The following is a 21,100-nucleotide window of genomic DNA, read 5'->3' as shown; positions in this document are numbered from 1 at the left end:
CACCGCCGCCGACGGCGGCCGAGACCACCTCGCGTCCGTCGACGCGGCCCGTCCCGGCGCCGACCGCGCGGTGGCCTCCCGAAGCTGTCTCGTCTTCCACGCCGCCCGCGGCACGGGCGTGTGCCTCCAACCGGCCAAGGTCGCGATCGGCACCTACGACGCGGTGATCCTGGACGCGAACCTGCGCGAGAAGAGCCGTCACGCGCTCGCCGGGACCCCGTCCCGCGCCCGGGTCTCGCCCAGTGGTCGGTTGGCCGCGTGGACGTCGTTCGTCAACGGCGAGTCCTACGCGGGTCTGAACTTCTCCACCCGTACCGCGATCCTCGACACCGTGACGGGCCGGCTCGACGACAACCTGGAGGAGTACACCCTCCGCCGCGGCGACGACGTGATCCGCGCGCCCGACATCAACGTGTGGGGCGTGACCTTCGCCGCCGACGACACCACCTTCTACGCGACCGTCGCCACCGGCGGCCACACCTACCTCGCCCGCGGCGACCGTGCCTCCCGCACCCTGCGCACCGTGCGCGAGAACGCCGAATGCCCGTCCCTGTCCCCCGACGGCACCCGGGTCGCCTACAAGAAGCGCGTCCCGGGCCTCGACGCCGACCGCCCCTGGCACCTGTACGTACTGAACCTGGCCGACCTGACCGAGACCCCGCTCGCCGAGACCCGCACCCTCGACGACCAGGCCGAATGGCTCGACGACTCGCGCGTCGCGTACAGCCTCCCGGGCGACCTGCGCGGCGACGTCTGGGCCACGCCCGCCGACGGCAGCGGCCGCCCCACTTTGCTGATCCCGCACGCACTGTCGCCGGCGGTTCTGCGCGATTGACCGTTTGCCGGCCCTCTCGACGGGCTACGTCACCGACGTCGGCATCGGTCGATCACCGACGACCCAGGAGGAAGCGTGTCCATACTCGAGGGCAAGTCCGCTGTCGTGACCGGAGGTTCGCGTGGAATCGGGCGGGCCGTGGTGGAGCGGCTCGCCCGCGACGGAGCGGCCGTGGTCTTCGGTTACGCCCGGGACGACAAGGCCGCCGAGGACGTGGTGCGCACCGTCGAGGCGGCCGGCGGCGCCGCGTCGGCGGTGCGGTGCGAGCTGAGCGAGCCGGGGGCCGCCGAGGCGTTGATGGCCCAGGCACACGCGCGACTCGGCGGCCTGGACATCCTCGTCAACAACGCCGGGACGTCGGGCGAGAAGGCGCTGATCGCCGACTTGGACGAGGTGGCGTTCGACCATGTCATGGCGATCAACACCAAGGCCCCGTTCCTGACGATCCGATACGCCGCCCGGCACATGCGCGACGGCGGTCGCATCGTCAACGTCTCGACGCTCAACACCATCCGCCCGGCCGCGACGATCGCGGCCTACGCGGCGAGCAAGGGCGCGCTGGAGCAACTGACCGCCGTGGCCGCGCACGAGTTGGGCGCCCGCGGGATCACCGTCAACACCGTGTCCCCCGGCGCCACCGACACCGACCTCCTGCGCTCGGCCAATCCCGCCGAGGCGTTGGCCGCGGTGCCCGCGAGGACGCCGCTGGGCCGGCTCGGCGAACCGTCGGACGTCGCCGACGTGATCGCCTTCCTGGCCGGTCCCGACGGTCGCTGGATCACCGCCCAGAACATCCAGGCGAACGGCGGCCTCGGCTGACCCGCCGGCGCGCCCGGCTGCCTACTGTGTGCGGTGCACGACCCTGGCCGACGTCTGGTCGCGCGCGAACACGAGCATGGAATCGATGTTGACGTGTGCCGGGCGGGTGGCCACCCAGCCCACGCATTCGGCGATGTCCTGCCCGGTGAGCGGGGTCATGCCCGCGTAGACCTTCGACGCGCCCTCGGCGTCGCCGCCGAGTCGGTTCAGGGTGAACTCGGTTTCGACCATGCCCGGGTCGATCTGGCAGACCCGTACCGGTTGTCCGCGCAGTTCGAGCCGCAGAACGCGGGTCATCGCGGTCACCGCGTGCTTGGCGGCGTTGTAGCCGGCGCCGCCCTCGTACGGCTCGCGCCCGGCCACCGAGCCGATCGTGATCACCTGGCCGTCGCCGGACGCGATCAGCAACGGCAGGAACGCCTTGGTCACGCGCAGCGTCCCGAGCACGTTGGTCTCGTACATCGACGTCCACGCAGCCTCGTCGGCCTCGGCGACGGATTCGGTGCCCACCGCGATGCCTGCGTTGTTGACCAGTACGTCGCAGTGGTCGATCGCGGCGGCGAACGCGGTGATCGACGCGGGATCGGCCACGTCCAGGGGCAGCGCGCGGGCGCGTCCGGCGCACCGCTCGACCACCTCGGCCAGCCGGTCGGCGCGCCGCGCGCCGAGCACGACGTCGTAGCCGAGGCTCGCGAGCTGTACGGCGGTCGCGGCACCGATGCCGCTGCTGGCCCCGGTGACGACGGCGACGCCGCGCGTGGGGGTGGCGGTGGCGGTGCCGGGGGTGGTGCTCTCGCCCTGGGTCATGGCGGGGTTCCTCTCGTGCGTGGCGGTGGCCGACCGCCCGTGCGGGTGTCCGCGACCACACTGCCGGCGCCGGTGCACCGTACGCGTGACCGGGGCGGGCCCGGACCCGGGGGCGGCCACCCACGTCGACGGCGACACCACCCCCGCCCCCGTGCCGAGGCGCGCCCGCCGGTCAGGCCGAGGGCACCCTCGCCAGGCACTGTTCGCGGGCCGTGCGGATGTCCTCGTCGTCGGGGACCAGGCGCGCGGCGACGTCGAGGTCGGCCAGGGCGTCGTCCCAGCGGCCGACGTGGCTCAGCACGAACGCGCGGTTGTAGCGCACGGCCGGGTCGTCCGGGACCAGGTCGACCGCGTGCTCCAGGTCGGCCATCGCGATGTCCACGTCACCGTTTCGATACGCCACCGTGGCCCGTCCGCACAGCGCCGCCACCAGGTCCGGGTCGGCGACCAGGGCCCGATCGAACGCCGCGCGCGCCGCCGCGTCCTCGTCGCGCTCGGCGTGCACGCTTCCGCGTACCGCCAGCAGGTGCGCGTTGTCCGGGTGCAGGGCCAGGCCGGCCGCCGCGTCCCGCTCCGCGCGATCCGGGTCGCCCAGGTCCAGGAAGAGGCCGGCCCGGTTGATGTAGGCGTCGAGGAAGTCCGGGTCCAGTTCCAGGACGTAGTCGAAGTCGGCAAGGGCCCCTTCGACGTCCCCGGCCTCGTTCTTGATGTCGCCCCGGTTGTAGTACACCTCGGGAATCGGCGGGCCCAGGCGCAGTGCGGTCTCGTACTCGGCGAGCGCCTCGTCCTCGCGGCCCATCAGCCGCAGCAGATTGCCCAGGTCGAGGTGGTACTCGGGGTAGTACGGGTCGACGGCGACCACGGCGCGGTAGTCCTCCAGCGCCTCGTCCAGTCGGCCGAGGCCGGTCAGCACGGTCGCCCGGTTGTGGCGCAACACGGAGCGGTGCAGGTGGTGTTCGTCGCTGCCGAGGTCGCGGTCCAGTTCCGCGATGCCGGCGGTGACGAGTTCGAGCGCGGTCTCCGCCCGGCCCATGTGCCCCTCGATGAGCGCGAGGCCGTTGTTGTGGAAGACCGTGTTGAAGGCGCGCTGTTTGGGGTCGGTCAGCAGCGAGGCCAGCGCGATCGCCTCGTTGATCCAGCCCAGGGCGCGTTCGTGGTCGCGCCGGCTCGGGTTGCGGTGGCGCGTGTAGAGCATCGACGTCGAGTAGGCGCACTGGATGTGTACCGCCGGGTTGCGCGACCTGGCCCGGGCCTCGTTGCAGATCTCCTCCGCCTCGTCGGCGCGGCCGAGCGCGGAGAGCGAGGTGGGCATCTTTCCGGTGAACAGCCACCACATCTCGGGCTGTCGGCGCCAGTCGGTGAGGGCGCGACCGCGTCGACAGAAGTCGAGGGTGGCGTCGTAGAAACCGATCAGCATGCAGGTGTCCATGGCCTGGGCCAGGGCCACGACGCCGGCGCGGCGCGGATCGCTGCCGTGCTCGCGGTGGTAGGGGATCGCGCCGAGGGCGAGCGTGGGTTCGCCGGCGGCCACGAGTTCGGCGGCTCGGCGGTCGTGCAGCGCGTGGCGTTCGGCGACCGGGACGCGCTCGTAGGCCGCGAGTACGAACGGGTCGTCGTCGGTCCCGTCGTCGGCGACGTAGCGGGCGGCCAGGGTCCGCGCGGTCACCTCGTCGATCGCGTCCGGCCCCGACGAGCCGTTCGACCCGCTCGCCCCGTTCGGCTCGCCGGCACCGTCGGGAGCGACCGCCGGCGCGTCGATCCGGCGGCACCACCGGCGCAGCACGGCCGGCAGGTCCTCGCCGACGGGGGTGCCCTCCTCCACCCGCTCGTCGATCACCGTCGGGGTGAGCACGTCGGGGGTGCCCTCGACCACCACGGTCAGCAGCGCGGGGTCCATCCGGCGCAGCAGAACGGCGACGAACTCGCGGTCGGTGGCGTCCGCGTGGTCCAGGTCCTCGATCACGATCGAGCGGGTGCCGGTCGCGTCGGCGGCGAGCAGGTCCCGCAGGAACTCCATCAGCCCGTGCGCGATGCGCCACGTGCGCAGCCGCGAGTAGAAGCGGGTGCGTTCCTCGGGCACCGCCAGCGAGGTCAACGTCTCCAAAGTGACCGGCACTCGATCCCGCAACTCCGGTGCCACGGTGAGAATTTCCACTTCGTGCGCGGCGACCAGCTCCGGCCGGCGGGCCAGCGCGTCCGGTACCACCGCACGCATCAGCGTGCCCGCGAACGTGTACGGTCCGCGCCGCCTGCGGTGCGCCGAGATCGCGGGCAACAGCGCGTTCGGCAGGGCCAGTTCGGCTCGCCGTGCCGCGCGGTCGCGGCGCAGGTCGCCGATCAGGGCGAGGTGGCGGTCGGTGCCGGCGGGCACGGGCTGGTCAGCGGACACGGTGTACTCCAGGAGTCAGGACGTGGGCGAAGCGGTGGCGGGGGCAGTGGCGGTGGCGGTGGGGGAAGCGGCCCGCCGACTCCGCCGCTCGCGCACGAACAGCACGCACGCGATGCCGACTTCGCCGACGCTCATCAGCAGGAACAGCACACTGTCCGCGAGTCCGCCGCCGGATCCGCCGCCCGTCAATCGCGGCCCCAGGTTGTCGATCACCCGGGCCGTGATGGGGGGCAGCGTGAAGGCCAGCGTGGCCAGGGCGAAGACGTAGCCGGCGAGCATCACGTTCGAGTACCAACGGGCGACGGCCCGGTCGCGGGGATGCCAGCTCTGCGGGTCGTGGCGGGCCGGGCGCCCGCGCAACCGGCTCCACCGGTTGGCCAGCAGCTGCTTGGAAGTGGCCTGGAGGTTGAAGCAGCCCAGCACGGTGACGGCCAGGTAGTAGACATCGGTCTGGAGGAAGAACCAGCACTGCCAGATCAGGCGCAGCAGGACCGGGTACGCCACGCCGAGGGCGACCAGGCCCACCGTCGAGAAGTCGCCGTCGTCGCGGCGGGTGGCGTCGGCGATCAGGGCGAGCACGGCCAGCACGGCGACGTCGGTGAGCATGCCGGCGAGGATCGGTAGGAACCGCTTGCGTCGGGGCACCGCGACCAGACCGTCCATGGTCGTCTGGAACACCACGAAGTACAGCCGCCGACCGATGGACAACCGCGAACGCAGGCCGAGCCGACGACCCGCGAGAGCGTGCGACGCCTCGTGTACCAGGATCAGCGGGATCTGGGCGACGAACAGCGTCACCGCGATCACCGACAGATAGTGGGTGAAGAACAGGTGGTCGTAGCTGGGGACCAGGTCGGGCGAGCGCACCATGGCCACCGTCCAAGCGGCGATCAGGGCGACGAACGCGGCGGCGCCGAACGGGGAGTAGACCGCCCGGCCCAGGCGCATCCAGCGTACGGGCGCCGGTTGCGCGGGAGCCGTCCCGTCCTGCGGTAGCAGGAAACCGAGTTCGCCGAGGTCGGCGACGAAGTCGGCGATGTCGACGGACTCGCCGTAGGTCGCCAGATACCACTCGGCGGCCTGGGCGCAGGTCTGTCCGTCGTAGAGCCGGCGCAGCAGCGCGGCGCCGTCCTGCGGCAGCACCACGAACGATCCCTCGTCGAGCCGACCGACGGTCACCTCGTCGCCCTCGGGCAAAAAGCTGAGCACGTGGAAGGCGAGCGGGACTTCGGCGGTCTGCGGCGTTCGATCCTGGCCGGGTTCGGCGGTTGCCGACCTGTCTGGCATGGCTCCTCCGGGCTCGTCCGGGCTCGTACGGGCACATCGCGGCACATCGCGGCACATCGGGGTTCGTCCACGCCCACCCCACCTGTGCGTACCCGTCCACGCTCGTCCAGGTGAACGGCGTTCGGCGGGACCGCTGTCGGGGGCTCGGGTACCGGCGGCGGATCCGCGGGTGCGGATCCGCCGCCGGACGGTTTCACCCAGGCGTGGCCTACAGCGGCCAGGGCAGGTCCGGAATCGGGAAGCAGGGGGCACCTCCGTAGAACGCCGCAGCGCTCGTCAGACGGACCGAGCCCGCCTTGCGGATCGCGATCTTCTTCATCCTGATCACCTCCTTCGGCTGGTGATTTCCCGTGGGCTTCGTTCGGCTCGCGGCGTCGATCACGCGGCAACACCGGATGTCGGCTGGGATTGCCATATCTCTAGCAGCGGACGAACGGCCCGCACGACGCCTCGGACCAGGTCCCGAACGGGCTGGGTACAGGAGCGATACACGCCCGGTACAGGGCCTGGACGGCAGCCCGGAGCCCGGGCGCACCGCGCCGCGCCCGACCCGCGAACCCGATCCCGCGCCGCCGGCGCCGATGGGGTCGGGCCGGGGTCACCGTCGACCTCGCGGGGGCACAGGTCGACGGCGGCCGACTCACTTCCTCGTCGTCGGGTATGTCGCGCGGCGGCGGCCCAGCAAGATGGCCACGGCCGCGCCCAAGGCGGCCAGGCCACCGGCCGCCTTCGGTCTGCGACGCGTGCCCGCGCGGATTCTCGGCGTCGGGGCGAACTCGGCCTGATCGACCCGGGTTCTCGGGTGGACGCGCGTAACGTCGGCGTCCGGACGCTCGCCGGAAGCGGTCGGCAACGGCCTGGACGGTTGCTCGACGGCGAACATCGGCGTCGGCATCCCGGCGGCAGGCGTATCGAGGGCCGTGCCGCCGCGGATCGCGGTCAACCAGGCCGCGCGCTCCGCCAGGGCCTGCGACCGCAGGGCCACCAGTGGGCCGTGCGGCAGTTCGAAGAGTCGCTCGTAGGCGATCATCAGCGACTCGCCGGGCATTCGTCGTGCCTTCTCGAAATCGGCGAAGGCACTGTGCGAGCTGTATCCCAGACATCGGGCAAGCGCCCGCAGGGAGAGCCCGCGTTCCAGGCGCAGACGGTAGAGCGTCAGACCCAACTCCCGGTGGCACGAGCCGACCGGTCGCAGGGCGGTGGTGCCGATATGCCCGCGGGCGGCATCCGTCGCCGCCGACGAGCCGTCGCGGTGCTCGTCGGCGGGCGAACCGAGAGTGATCCCGGGGTATTCGCCGCTTTTCGCCTCATCCGGATGAGGCGAGGGCGTCATCTCGCCGTTCCTTCGGAACGGGGTAACTGCGTCATCGAGCGGTTCCTCCTTGGGGGAAGGTGGTGCCTCCGGTGCGCTGACGACCCTGTCCCCGTCGAACCTGTCCCGCCGAAACGGCCGTCCCCGTGCGTGGAACTCCGAGCGGTCGCACCGCGATTGTCCCCGTGGCGCGGTGCGACCGATCGCGCGAGCCGACCGTACCCGGGTGCCGTTTGCGTGGTGCCGGGACGTGGTGCCGGAAGTGGGGATCGGGTCGATCCTGAGCATATCCAGCGTGGATGGTAGGCATTCCGGCTTGCGCCAATGTCGCTCGCGTGACCGAGCGGCGGCGGACCGTACGCTCCGCCCGTCCGCGCAGCCCGCGCGGCACCGGGGCACGAAGGGCCGAAAGGCCGAGGTCCGAGCCCCGTTCGTGGCGTTTTACACCTGTACCGAACCTGTACTCGACCTGTACCCAATCTGTACGCACGCGGTGCGCCGAGGCGAGAGCCGGCTGCCGGACGGCATTCGAGAACTCCCGCCTGCGCCACGCCACGCCGTGCCGTCGCCGTCGCCGTCGCCGTCGAGGCCGCCGTCAGTCGGCGGCAAGGTGCCTTCGCGCGCCGGGATCCGTCGCCTCGGCTTCCGGCCCGGTGACCGGAATCCGGCTGTGGATGTCGTTGAGCATGTTCGACATCGACATGCGGAAGATCTCGGCCTGGTGGTCGCCCATCGCGACGGTGTGCCCGAACACCTCCAGGATGACGAGACCGTGCATGTGTCCCCAGGCGCTCATCAGCAGAGAGGTCGCGGGGGGCGGCAGGCGCCCCAGACCGTCCACCGGCAGCTTCTCCAGATGCTCCCGGAACGACGGCGAGAGCGCCGGGATTTGCGCCGCGGCGAGTTGGGCGTACGTGAACGCTCCGAACAACTCGTGCTCGAAGATCGCGCTCATCCGGCGCATCGCCTGGGTGGTCGGTCCGTCGACCGGTGCCGCGTAGTGCCGCAGCGGTGTCCCGTAGATGAGTTGGAATCGCTCGGGATGGGCGGTGGCCCATCGGCGGTAGCCCTCGGCCGCCACCACCAGGCGCGGCACCGTCGGGTCGTCCGCCGCGGAGTCGACGGCGGCCTGCACGGCGTCGGTCAGATCGTTGTAGGCCTTGGCGATGAGCACCGTGACGAGCGCGTCTCGGCTCGGAAAGTAGTGGTAGAGCGCCTGCACGGTCATGCCCAGGCTTCGGGCGACCGCTCGCAGGGACAGGGCCGCGGGGCCGTGTCGGGTGAGCTGGACCTCGGCGGCGTCCAGGATTTCCCGAGTGGCGACCGCTCGCCGCCGTCCGCGCAGGGAGAGCGGGGCGGCCGTTACGTCTTCGTCTTCGGACATGCGACGACCGTACGACGGCGGCCCCGCCGAGTCAGCAAAAACAGGCGCCTGTGAAGAAAATCTGACACTGCCCAATTTTCCTTCGCCTCGCTAGCGTCGTGCGCGGCGACGGCGAGTGCGACACCGCACCTGCACTGCCGAGGCGAAGAGCCTCGGCGATCGGTCACGAGGATCCGGCCCGAGCCGACTTCCTGCTGCCTGCCCGGCTGCTTCACGTCGTTTCACGGATGAAAGACATAAGGAGAGCGTGCGTGTTTGAACGCATAGCCGAACTGGCGATTCGCCGGTCCCGGCTGATACTGATCGTCGCCGTGGTGGCTGTGGCCCTCATGGGCGCCGCGGGCGCCGGGGCGTTCGGCAAGCTGCTCGGGGGCGGTTACGACGACCCGTCCTCCCAGTCCGCCCAGGCCGGCGAGGTCATCGACAAGAAGTTCGGCGGTGAAACGAACCTGATCCTGCTGGTGCGCGCCCCGCAGGGCGACATCGACGCCCCGGCCGCCAAGCAGAACGGTCAGGCCCTGGTGGCCGACCTCAGGAGAGAGCAGAGCCTGGACAACGTGATCTCGTACTGGGACACGGACAGCCCCGCGCTGCGCTCCAAGGACGGCCGCGACGCCATGGTGCTCGTCCACGTCAAGGGCGGCGACACCAAGCAGGACGAGAACACCAAGAGCATCCTCGACACCTATACGGGCACCTACAAGGACGCCCTCACGGTCCAGGCCGGAGGCGGCGCCGCCGTCAAGAACGACATGGGCGAACAATCGGGCAAGGACCTCGTCCTGGCCGAGGCCATCGCCGTGCCGCTGACCCTCCTCCTGCTCCTGGTCGTGTTCGGCAGCGTGGTCGCGGCCCTGCTGCCGCTGGCCATCGGACTCATCGCGATCGCGGGCACGTTCGCCGAGCTCTTCGTCCTCGGCAGCATCACCGACGTCTCCATCTTCGCGACCAACCTGACCACGGCCCTGGGCCTGGGCCTGGGCATCGACTACGCCCTGTTGATGGTCAGCCGCTTCCGGGAGCAACTCGCGGCGGGCGCGAGCGTGGACGACGCCGTCCGGCAGACGGTGAACACCGCGGGCCGCACCGTCGCGTTCTCCGCCGCGACGGTGGCCGCCGCCCTCGCCGCGCTCATGGTGTTCCCGCAATACTTCCTCCGCTCGTTCGGCTACGCCGGAGTCGGGGTCGTCGCCATCGCGGCCATCAGCACGCTGTTCGTGATGCCGGCCCTGCTCATGGTCCTGGGGCACCGGGTCAACAAGGGCCGACTGCCGTGGGCGAAGAAGGAACGCTCCGCCACCAAGGCGCCCCTGTGGGGACGGCTCGCGCGCACCGTCATGCGCCGGCCCGCACTCACCGCGTTGCCCGTTCTCGCGGTACTGGTGGTGGCGGCGAGCCCGCTGCTGGGCATCACCCTGGGCACGCCGGACGAACGTGTACTGCCCGAGGACGCGAAGAGCCGCCAGGTCTCCGCGGAGTTGCGCGAGAACTTCGACGGCAACGACGACGCGGCCCTGCACATCATCATCGACAAGGCCGTGGCCGAAGCCCCGTTGGGCGCGTACGCGACCGAACTGTCCAAACTCAAGGGCGTCGTGCGGGTCGAGGCCAGTACGGGAACCTACGTCGACGGGCGCTCCGCAGCCACCACCGGACCCGCCGACGCCGCCCTCGGCCGCCCCGACGCGCAGCGGATCAACGTGGTGAGCTCCGTCGCGCCGAAATCGGGCGAGGGCCAGGACTTGGCGAAGGCGGCCAGGAAGGTCACGCCGCCCGCCGGAGTACACCCCCTGGTGGGCGGAATCGGCGCCGAACTGGTCGACTCCAAGCACTCCATCAGCAGCCGGATCCCGCTCGCCGGGGGCCTGGTCGTCGTCACCACGTTCATCCTCCTCTTCCTGTTCACCGGCAGCATCGTCCAACCGCTGCGGGCGCTGCTCCTGAACATGATCAGCCTGGGAGCGACGCTCGGTGTGATGACCTGGATCTTCCAGGACGGCCACTTCTCGTCCCTGCTGGGCTTCAGTCCGCAGCCGATGGAGGTGTCGATGACCATGCTGACGTTCTGCATCGCCTTCGGCCTCTCGATGGACTACGAAGTGTTCGTCACCAGCCGGATCAAGGAACTCCACGATCAGGGCCAGGACACCGAATCGGCCGTGGCCGACGGCCTGGGGCACACGGGACGTATCGTCAGCGCGGCGGCGTGCCTGCTCGCGGTGAGCTTCTTCGCGTTCGGAACGGCCGAGCTCAGCTTCATGCAGATGTTCGGCCTGGGCAGCGGACTGGCCATCCTCATCGACGCCGTCTTCGTACGCGGCGTACTCGTCCCCGCCGCGATGCGCCTGCTCGGCCGCTCGGCCTGGTACGCACCCGGCCCGCTGCGCAGGTTCCACGACCGCTTCGGCCTCAGCGAAGGCGGCCCCCGGCCCGCCGCCGCACCGGAGCCGGCAACCGGCGGCTCGGACGAAAAGAGCCCGGTGGGAGTCTGACCACCCGAGACCAGCCGAGACACCTGAAACCCATCCGAGACCACCCGAGACCACCCGAGACCACCCCTGCTGCCGTGCCCGCCTCCATCCCCCGGGAGGCGGGCACGGCCACGCGTGGTCCGGCCCCCGGCCGCTGCGGGTGGCGAACCCGCCCCGGCGCGCCCTCCATCAGGTGAATCCGCTCCTCCGGGGTCGGGAGGCGGCCCAATGGAACCCGGCCGGTCCTGTCGCCGGCCGATCCGACCCACCCGAAGGAGACCCCTCCATGCGTCGCTCCCTTGCCGCCGTCGCCCTGGCGGTCGCGACCGTCGTCCTCACCCTCGGGTCCGCGGGCCTCGCCCACGCGGACGAAGAGGAGTTCATCAGCCCGGTGACGTGCACGAAGGGAGGCGGCACGGTGGAGCTGTCGACGGCGGATGCGGAGACCGACGCCTTGTGCGCGGGCGGGACCCTCGACGGCAGCACCGTCGAAATCGAGGCGTAGCCGGCCGCTCGGTCTCGCCGCACGACACCGAGCGGCGAGACCGAGCTCACCACCGATCGCACCACCGATCGCACCACCGATCGCACCACCGATCGCACCACGATCGCCCACCGCGAGGTTGCGGTCACTCGGATGGCAGCGCGGTGGTCACGGGCTTGAGCGCGTGCGGGTTCGCTGCGACCGATCTCCGTTCCAATTCGCCCGGGTGACGCTTGGGGCGCCCGTGACAGGGCAGATGTGCGCCCAGGACCGGCCTCGGCTCCGGTGTCGGCGTCCGGAGAGCACCATCGGCGCTCCCGCACCGATGCCGAGCCGAGGCAGCGCCCAACGTCCGCCCCTAGGCCCATGAGGAAGGTCATGTCTCGACTTCGCGGTCCCCTCGTCCGGTGGCGCGTGCCACGACAGACCGGTGCCTCGCGGCAGGCACGCGACGCGGTGCGGACCACTCTCGCCGGCTGGGGCTGGGACAAGGACCGCGTCGCGGCGGTCGTCCTGGTCGTCTCGGAACTGCTGACCAACGCGCACCTGCACACCGACGGAGACGTGCGCCTGGCCCTGCGCCGAACCCGACGCGGCATCCGGTTGTCCGTCACCGACACCGACCGCCGAATGCCCACGCGCCGCGACACCGGCCCCGAACACGAGGGCGGCTTCGGCCTGCACATCCTCGACACGATCACCACCGGCTGGGGCGTCAGGACGCACCGGAACGGCAAAACCGTCTGGGCCGACATCGACACCCCCCGCTCCGGCCCGAGCCGCCGCCCGTGGCCGGCGCGCGTGCGATCGAGGGTCGCCTCGGCCCGAGCGGCCCTCGGCCCGGTACGCCGGCCGGGCCTTGCGGTACCCCGTCGAAAGATCCGGCCTGCCCGACCCGCCCGATCGGGTCGAGCCGGAGTGTGGTCGGGGGCGTACCGGCGGATCGGCGCGATCGGCTCGTCGGTCCACGTGGGCGCGCCCCCGATGCTGCGGCGGCTGCGTCGGAGAAGTTCGAGCCTGACCCTCGTGGACGTCTTCGCCGCCTCCTGACCCACTTCCCGACCCGCCGCCCGACCCCCCGCCCGAACGCTCGACGGACCGCGAGCCGGATGTCGCCTTCCTGCGATCACCGCACATCGAGAACGTCGGCGGGGCCGTGGCCGGCCGGGCCGACCAATCGGGCACCTTTCCCTGGGGGTTGGTCGCGCTGCTGATCGCGGGGGCGCTGCCCGGCGGCGGGTGGAGCGCAGCGCATGGTCCTCGATGGGTGGGCTATAGCCACGGACTCCGGGGTCGCGCAGCGGGCCGGCGCACGTGGACCGCAGTCGGCGTCACGGGGATCACGCGGGTCACGCGGGTCACGGACGGCGTCACCGGGGTCGCGGTCGGCGTCACCCGGATCGCGGCGGCGTCACCCGGGTGACGAGCGGCGGGAGCAACGTCGAGACGCCGACGGCCGGGTACTCAGGGGTAGATCGCGTGTCGATCCGCATCCGCGGCGGCGGCGGCGGCGGCGGCGGCGGCGGCGGCGGAGCGGTCCTCCGCGCTGCCGGTCGGGTTGAAACCTTCCAGCTTGGCGAGAAGCTGCCCGGGGAAGCCTTCGGCGACGCGTAAAAGCTGTACCACGGCGGTGTCGCCGATCGTGTCCAAAATCCCTGTGCTGAGCCCCATGGGAGTTGTCACCTCTTCCTCTGCGGTGGCCGTCCGCGGTTCGCGCGTGATCCCGGCCGTGTTCTATTCGCGGAGGCCCGCGGCTTCGATCGCCCGCCGGCTGGTCGCCCGTCCGGTCGCCACGGACGCGGTGACGACGGTGACGACGGTGCACAGTGCGACGGTCCCCAGAAGCTGCGTCCACGGGATCACCGTCGGCGCGCCGGTCATGAGCTTGCTCAGCGACAGGTGCTGGGTCACCGCGGCGAGCCCGGTCGCGACGGCGGCCAGCAAGGTGCCGACGACCACCGCCACTGCGGCCTCGGCCGCGGCGACCTTCACGATCTGAGCGCGCACCGCGCCGGCCAGCCCGAGCAGGGCGAACTCCCGCCGCCGCCCGGCCATCGCCATGATCTGGGTGTTGGCGACCGCGATCAGCGCGTAGGCCAGTGCGATCCCCAGGATGACCACGGCGGCGTTGTTCGTCTGCTCGGCGGCGTGTGCGCGCTGGGCCTCCAGGTAGGCGTCGTAGGTCAGGACGTGCGCGCCGGAACCGGCCAGCGCCCGGTCGACCGCGGCCGTCTGCTGCTCGTCGAGCGGCCGGCCCACGCCCGCCGTCGAGTCGAGGTAGACCTGACTCGGCATCACCGCACCGGTCAATGACGCGGACACGTAGGTGGCGTCGCCGTTCAGGCCGCGCGCGATCACCGCCGCGATGACGGTTCGAATCTTTTCGCCGGTCGGCAGCAGCGTGACCACCTCGTCCCCGGCCGACAGGCCGTCGGACTGGGCCGCGTGCTCGTCGACGACCAGGAAGTTTTCCGGTGGCGAGGCAAGCGAGCCGAAGAGCACGGGCGGCGTGATGTTGGTGCCCAGCGCTGCCGCGGGCACCGCCTTGGTGCTCAGCGAGTCGATCTGTTCGCTCTGCGCGGTGCCGATCCGGATGTTCATCGAGGTGACCGGGGTGACCCGGATCCCGGGCACGGCCGTCAGCCGCTCCAGTGTGCGGGCGTCGATCCCGGAACCACCGGGCACGACGACGTCCGCTGCCCGAATCTCGTGCTGTTGACGGGCGAGGACCGCGGCGTCACCGGACTTCTGCATCGTCAGCAGGGCGCCGACGAGCCCGACGGCCACCACGATGGGCGCCACCGTGGCGGCCGTACGCCGCCGGGAGGTGAGGATGTTCTGGCGCACCAACAGCGGGCCCGCCTTGGCCGATCCGCGCAGCGGGCGGGTCAGCAAACGGGTGACCGGTCGCAGCAGGATCGGGGCCAGCATGGTGACCGCGCCGACGTAAAGGAGCGGCACCGCCTGGTACTTGCGGACACTGGCCGCCAGATACGGATCGGTCCGGGAGATCACGATCCCCGCGACGATCGCGCCGACCAGCATCGCGAACCCGAGCAGCCGGCGGATCGGCGTCATCCCCCGACGCTCCACCACGCTCTCGCGCAGCACCTCGATCGGCCGGATGAGCGAGACCCGCACGAGGGTGGCGGCCGAACCGGCGAGCGCCGCGACCACGCCGATGACGAAGGAGATCAGCAGCGGCACCGGGTTGAAGGCGATGGTGAACCAGGACGGGGCGACGTTGTGGTCGAGCATCCACGAGCGCAGCGGCATGGTGCACAGCGGGGCCAGGACACAGCCGGTGGCCGCGGCCGCCAGTCCGATCAGCATCGCCTCGCCGAGCACCATGCGCCGTACCTGCCGCGGCGCGGCGCCCACCAGCCGCAGCAGCGCCAGTTCGCGGCGGCGCTGCTCGGTGGCGAAGGCGAACGTCGCGATGACGACGAACACCGCGACGCACACCGCGAGTCCGGTCGTACTGCCTGCCATCGCCTGGGCGTTGGCCAGCGCCTGGGCACCGCCGGTGGAGTCGGGGTCGATCCGGGTCAGGGCGTCGCCGCCCAGGACCACGGCCCGGTCGCCCACGAGGGTGGACAGTCGACTCACTTCCTGATCGGTGACCAGTGCGTTGACGCCGGGCGACAGGCGCTCCGCCTCGGCGCCGTCGAAGAAGACCGCGTTCTCGAACCAGAGCGCGTCGGTGACCCCCACCACCCGGTAGGCGCCGGCGCCGCCGGCGGTGACGACCTCGGTTTGCCGCCCGATCAGCGACTTGGCACCGCCGGTGACGACGATCTCGTCCGCCGCCTTCGGCGCGCGTCCCGCCACGAGGCGGTAGCCCGCGAAGGCGGCCGAGGTCCAGGGGTGGCCGGTCGTCTTCCCGGAACCGGGGCTCAACCGGACCGGGAAGCTGCGGTCGGCCGTGGCCTTCCCGGCCGCGGTCATCGTGCTCACGACGTCGGCGGGCAACACCGCGGGGGCCTTCATCGGGCGCCCCTCGAAGCCCTGCGGCGCGATGACGGTCGAGGCTTCCTTGAACCGCTGCGGCCCCGGATACGGCGTGCCGAAGGTGGCTGCCAGGGTCAGCGTCATCATGCCGATCATCGTCGTGCCGAGGGCGAGGGCGAGGAAGGCGCCCACGAAGCCCATCAGACGGTGCCGGAGGGTGGCTGCGGCGATGCTCAGCACAGCTCGGACTCGCTCTCGCCGGGCTCCAGCGCGGCCATCCGCAGGGCCACGGACTCGGCCGTCGGCTCGAACAGTTCACCGGTCACCCTGCCGTCGGCGAGGAAGACCACCTGTTGGGAGTACGAGGCGGCCACCGGGTCGTGCGTCACCATGATCACCGTCTGGCCGTGCTGCTCGACGACACCGCGCAGCAGCGTCAGCACCTCGCGCGCGGTACGCGAATCGAGCGCGCCGGTCGGCTCGTCCGCGAAGATCACCTTGGGCCTGCTCACCAGCGCCCGCGCGATCGCGACGCGCTGTTGCTGACCACCCGACAGCTCGGCGGGCCGGTGCTCGCCGCGCTCGGCGAGACCGACCTCGGCCAGGTTCTTGTCGATCACCGCCGAATCGATGACCCGCCCGGCCAGCCGGAGCGGCAACTCGACGTTCTGTCGGGCCGTCAGCGCCGGGATGAGGTTGAAGGACTGGAAGACGAAGCCCATGTGCTCGCGGCGTAACTCGGTCAGCGCCCGCTCGGAAAGCCGGTGCAACGGCGCGCCGTCCAGCAGGACGGTGCCCTCGTCGACCCGGTCCAGGCCGGCCGCGCACTGCAACAGCGTCGACTTGCCCGAGCCCGAAGGGCCCATGATGGCGGTGAAGGTGCCCGCGGCGAAATCGACGTCCACGCCGTCGAGCGCCCGCACCCGGTTGTCGCCGCGGCCGTACGTCTTGTGCACGCCCACGAGCCGCGCCAGCACGCCAGAGCCGTCACCCGCCGCCAACACCCCGGTGTGCGCGTCGCGACCCTGTTCGCCGCGGATACGATCTCTGATTCTGTTGAGCAAGGACTTGAACCTCTCGGAGCTCTCAGGTGGGTCGGCGTGCGGACGCGTGCGCTGTGGGCGCCGCGAAGCGCGAATCCCGCTTACTTCCTAGGAGATCGCTCTATAGTCCCCCGATACACGGGCTCCGGACCAAGTTTGAGGCGATCTTGGCCAAGCCTCGCCGACATCTGCTCCTGCCCGCCGCGGACTGTTAGCCGGTCCCCCCGCGCGCGCCCGGGCCGGCCGGCCCGGGGTCCCGGCAGGACCCCTGGCGCCGGCCGATACCACCTGTTGGGCCGTCAGGCCGGTTGCTCGGCACCGAAGCGTGCGTTCAGCAGCACCGACGCCACCGGCCTCGTTGGGGCAGGGACCCGGATGACGTTGATGACGTCCCCGGTGAGTCTTTCCTGATAGGTGTCGGTAAGGATCCAGCTGGGGTCGACGCCCAACTCGTCCACCAGCAACCGCCGTCCCTCGTTGAACAAGCGCACCGCCCCGGCCTGGCGGGCCGATCGGGCAAGCGCGATCATCAGCTGCGCGCGAAATCGTTCCTGGAGCGGGAACTCCGCCACCAAGCCGATGAGTTCCGCGATCAGGGCGCGGTTCCTGCCGAGCGCCAGGTCGACCTCGATCCGGGACTCGTGGACGGCGAGCCGCCGCTCCTCCCAGGCAAGCCCCTCGGTCTCGGCCGGCCGCTTGGTGCCGTCGGCCAAGGCCTCGCCGGCCCACAAGTCCAGTGCCCGACGCAGCAGTTCCGCCGCCCGAGCCCACTGACCGCTGTCCGGCGTGGCCTGGCTGGTCCGGGCCGGCTCCTCGAACTCCACCCGGTCGCACCAGACTTGGCTTATGTCGATGCGATAGCCCGAGCGCAGGCGGGTGATCGGAACGGTCACCCCGAGGCGCTTGCGGAGCCTGGACGCATAGGTGTGGATCTGCGCCCCGGCGGTGCTCGGTGGGTCCCCGTCCCACAGCAAGCGGCTGATCCGGGTGTCCGACAGTGGCCTTTCGCTGGCCGGCAGGAGCGCGGCCGGCATCGTCCGCTGCTTGGTGCCTGTTGGGCCGGTGACGAGTGGTAGGCGGCGTCCTCGGCCGGTTGCGGTGCCGCCCATGGCGGCGGCGAGTTCGTCGGGCCGCCCTTCGGTGTCGAAGTGGTTGCCGGCGAAGGAGTGGTACTCGAAACCACCGAGGGTCAGGAACTGCGCTCCGCACAAAGAAAGTTGCGCAACCCGGGAAGACCGGGCCGCCCCGGATCCTCGTCGGGCGGCCGGCCTTCGACGAACGCGCGGACTGCGGCCTCCTTCACGTTCCGGCTGTGTCGGACGCCGCTCGCAACGGCCTCGCGGCTGCGCGGCCGGCGCCTCCAGCCAGTGCACGTCGAGACGGGTCGTAACTCATCTCGTCGAACATCGGGGTGGTGTACTCGTTCGAGGCGCAGGCATTCTTGCCAACGGCGACGCGGGGCGAGTCGCCGTGCACACAGGTAAGCCGGTGAGACGGCGGCCGGTCCGGCACCTCGTCGGGCCGGTCCGGGCCGAATCGACGCCGAAGCGCCGAGTCACCGGCGCCTGCTCACGGACGAGCAACTCCTCGAGTCCGTCCGGTCGCCGCCGACGGTCGACCAGTCTCCCTGCGATCGCCGCTGCTCCGACGCCCCCCGGGGCCGACCTCCAGCGGCCGCGGGCTCGAGTCCGCGCTCACGTCTCAACGCCTCCGCTTGTTGCCGATGGTGTCACTGTGACGGCGAGGGCTATTCATTTCCGGTACGGGCTCCATAGCCCGAGGCGCCGGCGGTCCTTACGAGTTCCTCGCATGACTCCCCCGACGGATCGGTGGCTGTCGTGCTCGCCCGCGTTCACGATCGCCACGGCGCTACACCCGCAGGATCCACTCGGCCCCCGCGCATCGATCCTGCGCATGTCGAAGACGGCGTGGACACCCGGCCCACAACGCCACGCCCGCGCGCCTGAAGACCCGCGAATCGCGGTACGTACCGCGACTCGCGGCCAACAATGTCGTTGTACCTGGCGTGACTGCCTCTCCTGCCCGCCCCTTCGTCGTCGCGGCCGTCTGCGGTCTGTGCGACAGTCCCACCGACGACGGGCTGTCGGTGACCTTTCGACCCGCCCGAGGACCACGCCGCCGAGTCCACCTGTGCGCGCACTGCCGGACCAACCGGCCCGGCCGCGACCGCGACGAGCTCCTGGCCGACGACCACACCTGGGCCCTTCTCGAACGCGAGACCACCATCCTCGCCGACGCCTACCGAACCGGCGTGTGGCTCCCCTGCCGTGACGAGTACCACTGGGCGCAAACCCTGGCCCGCACGACCTGGACGCAGAGTTCCGTGGAACAGACCCTGCGCAACGCCGGAGAGCACGTGCGGGCCGGTTGCCTGATGCGCGTCATGGAACTGCTCCCCCATCTGCTCGCACTCGTCGACGACCAGGACCGCGCGCTGCGCCCGGCCCGCGAACTCCTGGCAACCCTTACGGACGACCCGTCCTAGTCACGCGGGTACAGGTATTGCTGCATAGTGCCCCACGCCGAACGGGACTTGCCACACCACGTGTCACCGCCACGCGGTCGACGCTCCAAGCCGCGCGGACCGCGGTGGCACACCGCACCCGGCCCGGCATCGGACGCCGTTCGGCGGGGTCGGGGGGTCGGGGGGTCGGGGGCGAGTTCGAGCTGCGCTGCGTGCTGCGGGTCCCGTCACGGTGTTCACAACCAACCGGAGCGCCTGAAGCGGGTATAGAGCACGACACCCAGTGCCGCAGTGCCGCCCACCACCCGTGGACAACCCCAGGCCCAGCCCGGTTCCGGCATGTGCTCGAAGTTCATGCCGTAGTTGCCCACCACCATCGTCGGGATCGCGATCAGCGCCGCGACCGCGCTGATCCTTCGGACATCGTTGTTCTGATCGACCTCAAGTTCGGCGGGGCGCGCCTCGTGCACGCTGTGCAACACCTCGCCCATCCGCTCGCATTCGTCCACGACGTGTTCGGGCAGCGTCGCGGCCTCCGGCAAGTGCAGTCGACGGTTCCCCGACGTCATCGGAAAGTCCTGCGCCCGCGCGGCTCCGAACGACAACGCAGCGGGAGCTGCGGCCCGGCCGAGCCGGAAACACTGCCTGCGCATGCGGTGGACCGCCCGCATCCCACGCTCGCGCTCGCGTCGCCACGAACGCCGGCGACGACCCGACTCGAAGGTGCCGACGTCGTCGGCGAACACGTCGCCGTCGCGGTCGCCGTGCGCCACAGGCTCCGCATCGCGGTCGAGGTCGTCCATGTCCTCCATCGTGTCGGCCGAACTTCCCGCGGCCTCCAGGCAGTCGTCGACCACCGGATCGGTCAGAAGATTGCACGAGGCTGTCCGAGCCCTGCCGCATCCGGTCCTCATGCTCGGCCACCACCCGCGCCGACCGCTCCGGGACCGTCGTCGAGCCGAACCGCACGGTCAACGCGAAATGCGCCCCCACGACGAGCGGCACCGACCCGGTGTCCGGGATCCGCGTACCGGCACCCTCCCCGTCGACGGCGCAGGTACGTAGGAGCAGGCGCAGGTGCACGACGTCACGCACGCGGCGCAGCCCCGGCCGGTGCGCACTGCGGCCGAGGTCGCGCAGGGTCGCCTCGTGCAAATGGAACACATCGGCCACCCGCACGAGTTCGGTACCGAACGACTCGCCGGCGCCCACCCGCATCCAGACGAACCCACCCTCCTCGCGAGCCCGTTCCGCGGTTTCGCGCACGTCGAGGTACCGGGTGATTCGGCGGCCTTTCAGGTGCAGCTCAACGCTGTCCCGTGCCTGGCTGTGCCATGGGTCACGGTTCTCTCTCCTGGGGTGGCGCGATCCGCCCCGTTCGAAGAGGCGACTCGACCCGCGTGTATCCGGCCGCGCGGCGGGCACGCCACCCCGCGGGCCCGGTGTGACCGCGCGGGGAAACACGGCAAAACGTCCGGGGCCGATGCGCGGTGTGTCTCGGGACGGTGTGGGGTCATCCTCGCCCACCCGATCGAGGGCAATCTCGGGAGCCCTCCGCCAGGGCGACGCCCTGCCTGGCCCCCAAAGAACTCACACTCGCACTCGCACTCACACTCGCCGCAACCGCTCCCATCCCCTAGGGGCCTCGCTTCCACACAGAGCCAGCCGTCCGGCCCGCGAACAACTGGCCGACGCGAGACGGACAACGTCGGAGGCAAGGTCCTGTCCAGCTTTCCGCAACGGCTTGCCTGGCACCGACGACCATCGGGTGCGGTACCGGTACCGGTACCGGGTACCGGGTACCGGGCACCGGGCACCGGGCACCGGGCACCG

General features: G+C 71.3%; 16 protein-coding genes. 6 read left to right on the top strand and 10 right to left on the bottom strand.

Annotated features, from left to right (window positions below; all coding sequences use genetic code 11):
• Together GT354_RS48175 and GT354_RS48170 are read left to right on the top strand one after the other, a co-directional pair.
• A partial coding sequence (locus GT354_RS48175; protein WP_161364261.1) for a PD40 domain-containing protein occupies positions 1-835 on the top strand: 835 nt, incomplete at its 5' end.
• Between the two features lie 75 nt (positions 836-910).
• Positions 911-1,654: a glucose 1-dehydrogenase gene (locus tag GT354_RS48170; RefSeq protein WP_346012512.1), complete on the top strand. Its 744-nt coding sequence runs from the start codon at positions 911-913 to the stop codon at positions 1,652-1,654.
• Between the two features lie 21 nt (positions 1,655-1,675).
• Here the strand turns inward: GT354_RS48170 and GT354_RS48165 are convergent, their stop codons facing one another.
• The 5 genes from GT354_RS48165 to GT354_RS48145 all read right to left on the bottom strand — a co-directional run bounded on the left by GT354_RS48165 (position 1,676) and on the right by GT354_RS48145 (position 8,833).
• A complete protein-coding gene (locus tag GT354_RS48165) occupies positions 1,676-2,461 on the bottom strand; it encodes an SDR family NAD(P)-dependent oxidoreductase (protein ID WP_161364260.1) in 786 nt (261 codons plus the stop codon).
• Positions 2,462-2,633: 172 nt separating this feature from the next.
• Entirely contained in the window at positions 2,634-4,850 is a 2,217-nt protein-coding gene (locus GT354_RS56960) for a tetratricopeptide repeat protein (RefSeq protein WP_161364258.1), read from the bottom strand.
• A gap of 15 nt (positions 4,851-4,865) precedes the next feature.
• The gene (locus GT354_RS48155) at positions 4,866-6,137 is read right to left on the bottom strand and encodes a hypothetical protein (protein WP_161364255.1); all 1,272 of its coding nucleotides are present in this window, start codon (positions 6,135-6,137) and stop codon (positions 4,866-4,868) included.
• A gap of 640 nt (positions 6,138-6,777) precedes the next feature.
• Positions 6,778-7,470 (bottom strand): helix-turn-helix transcriptional regulator, encoded by a 693-nt coding sequence (locus GT354_RS48150; RefSeq protein WP_161364253.1) that lies wholly within the window; start codon positions 7,468-7,470, stop codon positions 6,778-6,780.
• A gap of 574 nt (positions 7,471-8,044) precedes the next feature.
• Positions 8,045-8,833, bottom strand: coding sequence for a TetR/AcrR family transcriptional regulator (locus tag GT354_RS48145; RefSeq protein ID WP_161364251.1), 789 nt, complete (start codon positions 8,831-8,833; stop codon positions 8,045-8,047).
• A gap of 251 nt (positions 8,834-9,084) precedes the next feature.
• On the opposite strand from GT354_RS48145, the gene GT354_RS48140 reads away from it, so the two are divergent.
• The 3 genes from GT354_RS48140 to GT354_RS48135 all read left to right on the top strand — a co-directional run bounded on the left by GT354_RS48140 (position 9,085) and on the right by GT354_RS48135 (position 12,838).
• On the top strand, positions 9,085-11,325 hold the full coding sequence (locus tag GT354_RS48140) for an MMPL family transporter (RefSeq protein ID WP_161364249.1): 2,241 nt from the start codon (positions 9,085-9,087) through the stop codon (positions 11,323-11,325).
• A 265-nt stretch (positions 11,326-11,590) separates the two neighbouring features.
• Complete coding sequence (locus tag GT354_RS53125; RefSeq protein WP_202513124.1) at positions 11,591-11,809, top strand: hypothetical protein; 219 nt, start codon at positions 11,591-11,593, stop codon at positions 11,807-11,809.
• A 357-nt stretch (positions 11,810-12,166) separates the two neighbouring features.
• On the top strand, positions 12,167-12,838 hold the full coding sequence (locus GT354_RS48135) for an ATP-binding protein (RefSeq protein WP_161364247.1): 672 nt from the start codon (positions 12,167-12,169) through the stop codon (positions 12,836-12,838).
• Positions 12,839-13,252: 414 nt separating this feature from the next.
• Here the strand turns inward: GT354_RS48135 and GT354_RS48130 are convergent, their stop codons facing one another.
• The 4 genes from GT354_RS48130 to GT354_RS48115 form a co-directional block, all read right to left on the bottom strand.
• Complete coding sequence (locus GT354_RS48130; RefSeq protein ID WP_161364245.1) at positions 13,253-13,459, bottom strand: pyridoxal-phosphate dependent enzyme; 207 nt, start codon at positions 13,457-13,459, stop codon at positions 13,253-13,255.
• Between the two features lie 63 nt (positions 13,460-13,522).
• Entirely contained in the window at positions 13,523-15,979 is a 2,457-nt protein-coding gene (locus GT354_RS48125; RefSeq protein WP_161364243.1) for an ABC transporter permease, read from the bottom strand.
• Positions 15,973-16,713, bottom strand: coding sequence for an ABC transporter ATP-binding protein (locus GT354_RS48120; RefSeq protein WP_202513127.1), 741 nt, complete (start codon positions 16,711-16,713; stop codon positions 15,973-15,975). Before GT354_RS48120 ends, GT354_RS48125 begins: the two co-directional genes overlap by 7 nt.
• 368 nt (positions 16,714-17,081) lie before the next feature.
• Positions 17,082-17,993, bottom strand: coding sequence for a BTAD domain-containing putative transcriptional regulator (locus GT354_RS48115; protein ID WP_161364241.1), 912 nt, complete (start codon positions 17,991-17,993; stop codon positions 17,082-17,084).
• 815 nt (positions 17,994-18,808) lie between these two features.
• Between GT354_RS48115 and GT354_RS48110 the strand changes: the two genes are divergently transcribed.
• Positions 18,809-19,288 (top strand): hypothetical protein, encoded by a 480-nt coding sequence (locus tag GT354_RS48110; RefSeq protein WP_346012511.1) that lies wholly within the window; start codon positions 18,809-18,811, stop codon positions 19,286-19,288.
• A 215-nt stretch (positions 19,289-19,503) separates the two neighbouring features.
• On the opposite strand, the gene GT354_RS48105 is transcribed toward GT354_RS48110, so the two are convergent.
• Positions 19,504-20,124 (bottom strand): CorA family divalent cation transporter, encoded by a 621-nt coding sequence (locus GT354_RS48105; RefSeq protein WP_161364239.1) that lies wholly within the window; start codon positions 20,122-20,124, stop codon positions 19,504-19,506.
• Between the last annotated feature and the right edge of the window lie 976 nt (positions 20,125-21,100).

It is taken from the genome of Streptomyces sp. SID3343 (genome assembly GCF_009865215.1).
Taxonomy (GTDB): Bacteria; Actinomycetota; Actinomycetes; order Streptomycetales; family Streptomycetaceae; genus Embleya.
The sequence above is the reverse complement of the archived record's forward strand: the minus strand, read 5'-3'. Positions and strand labels throughout refer to the sequence as shown.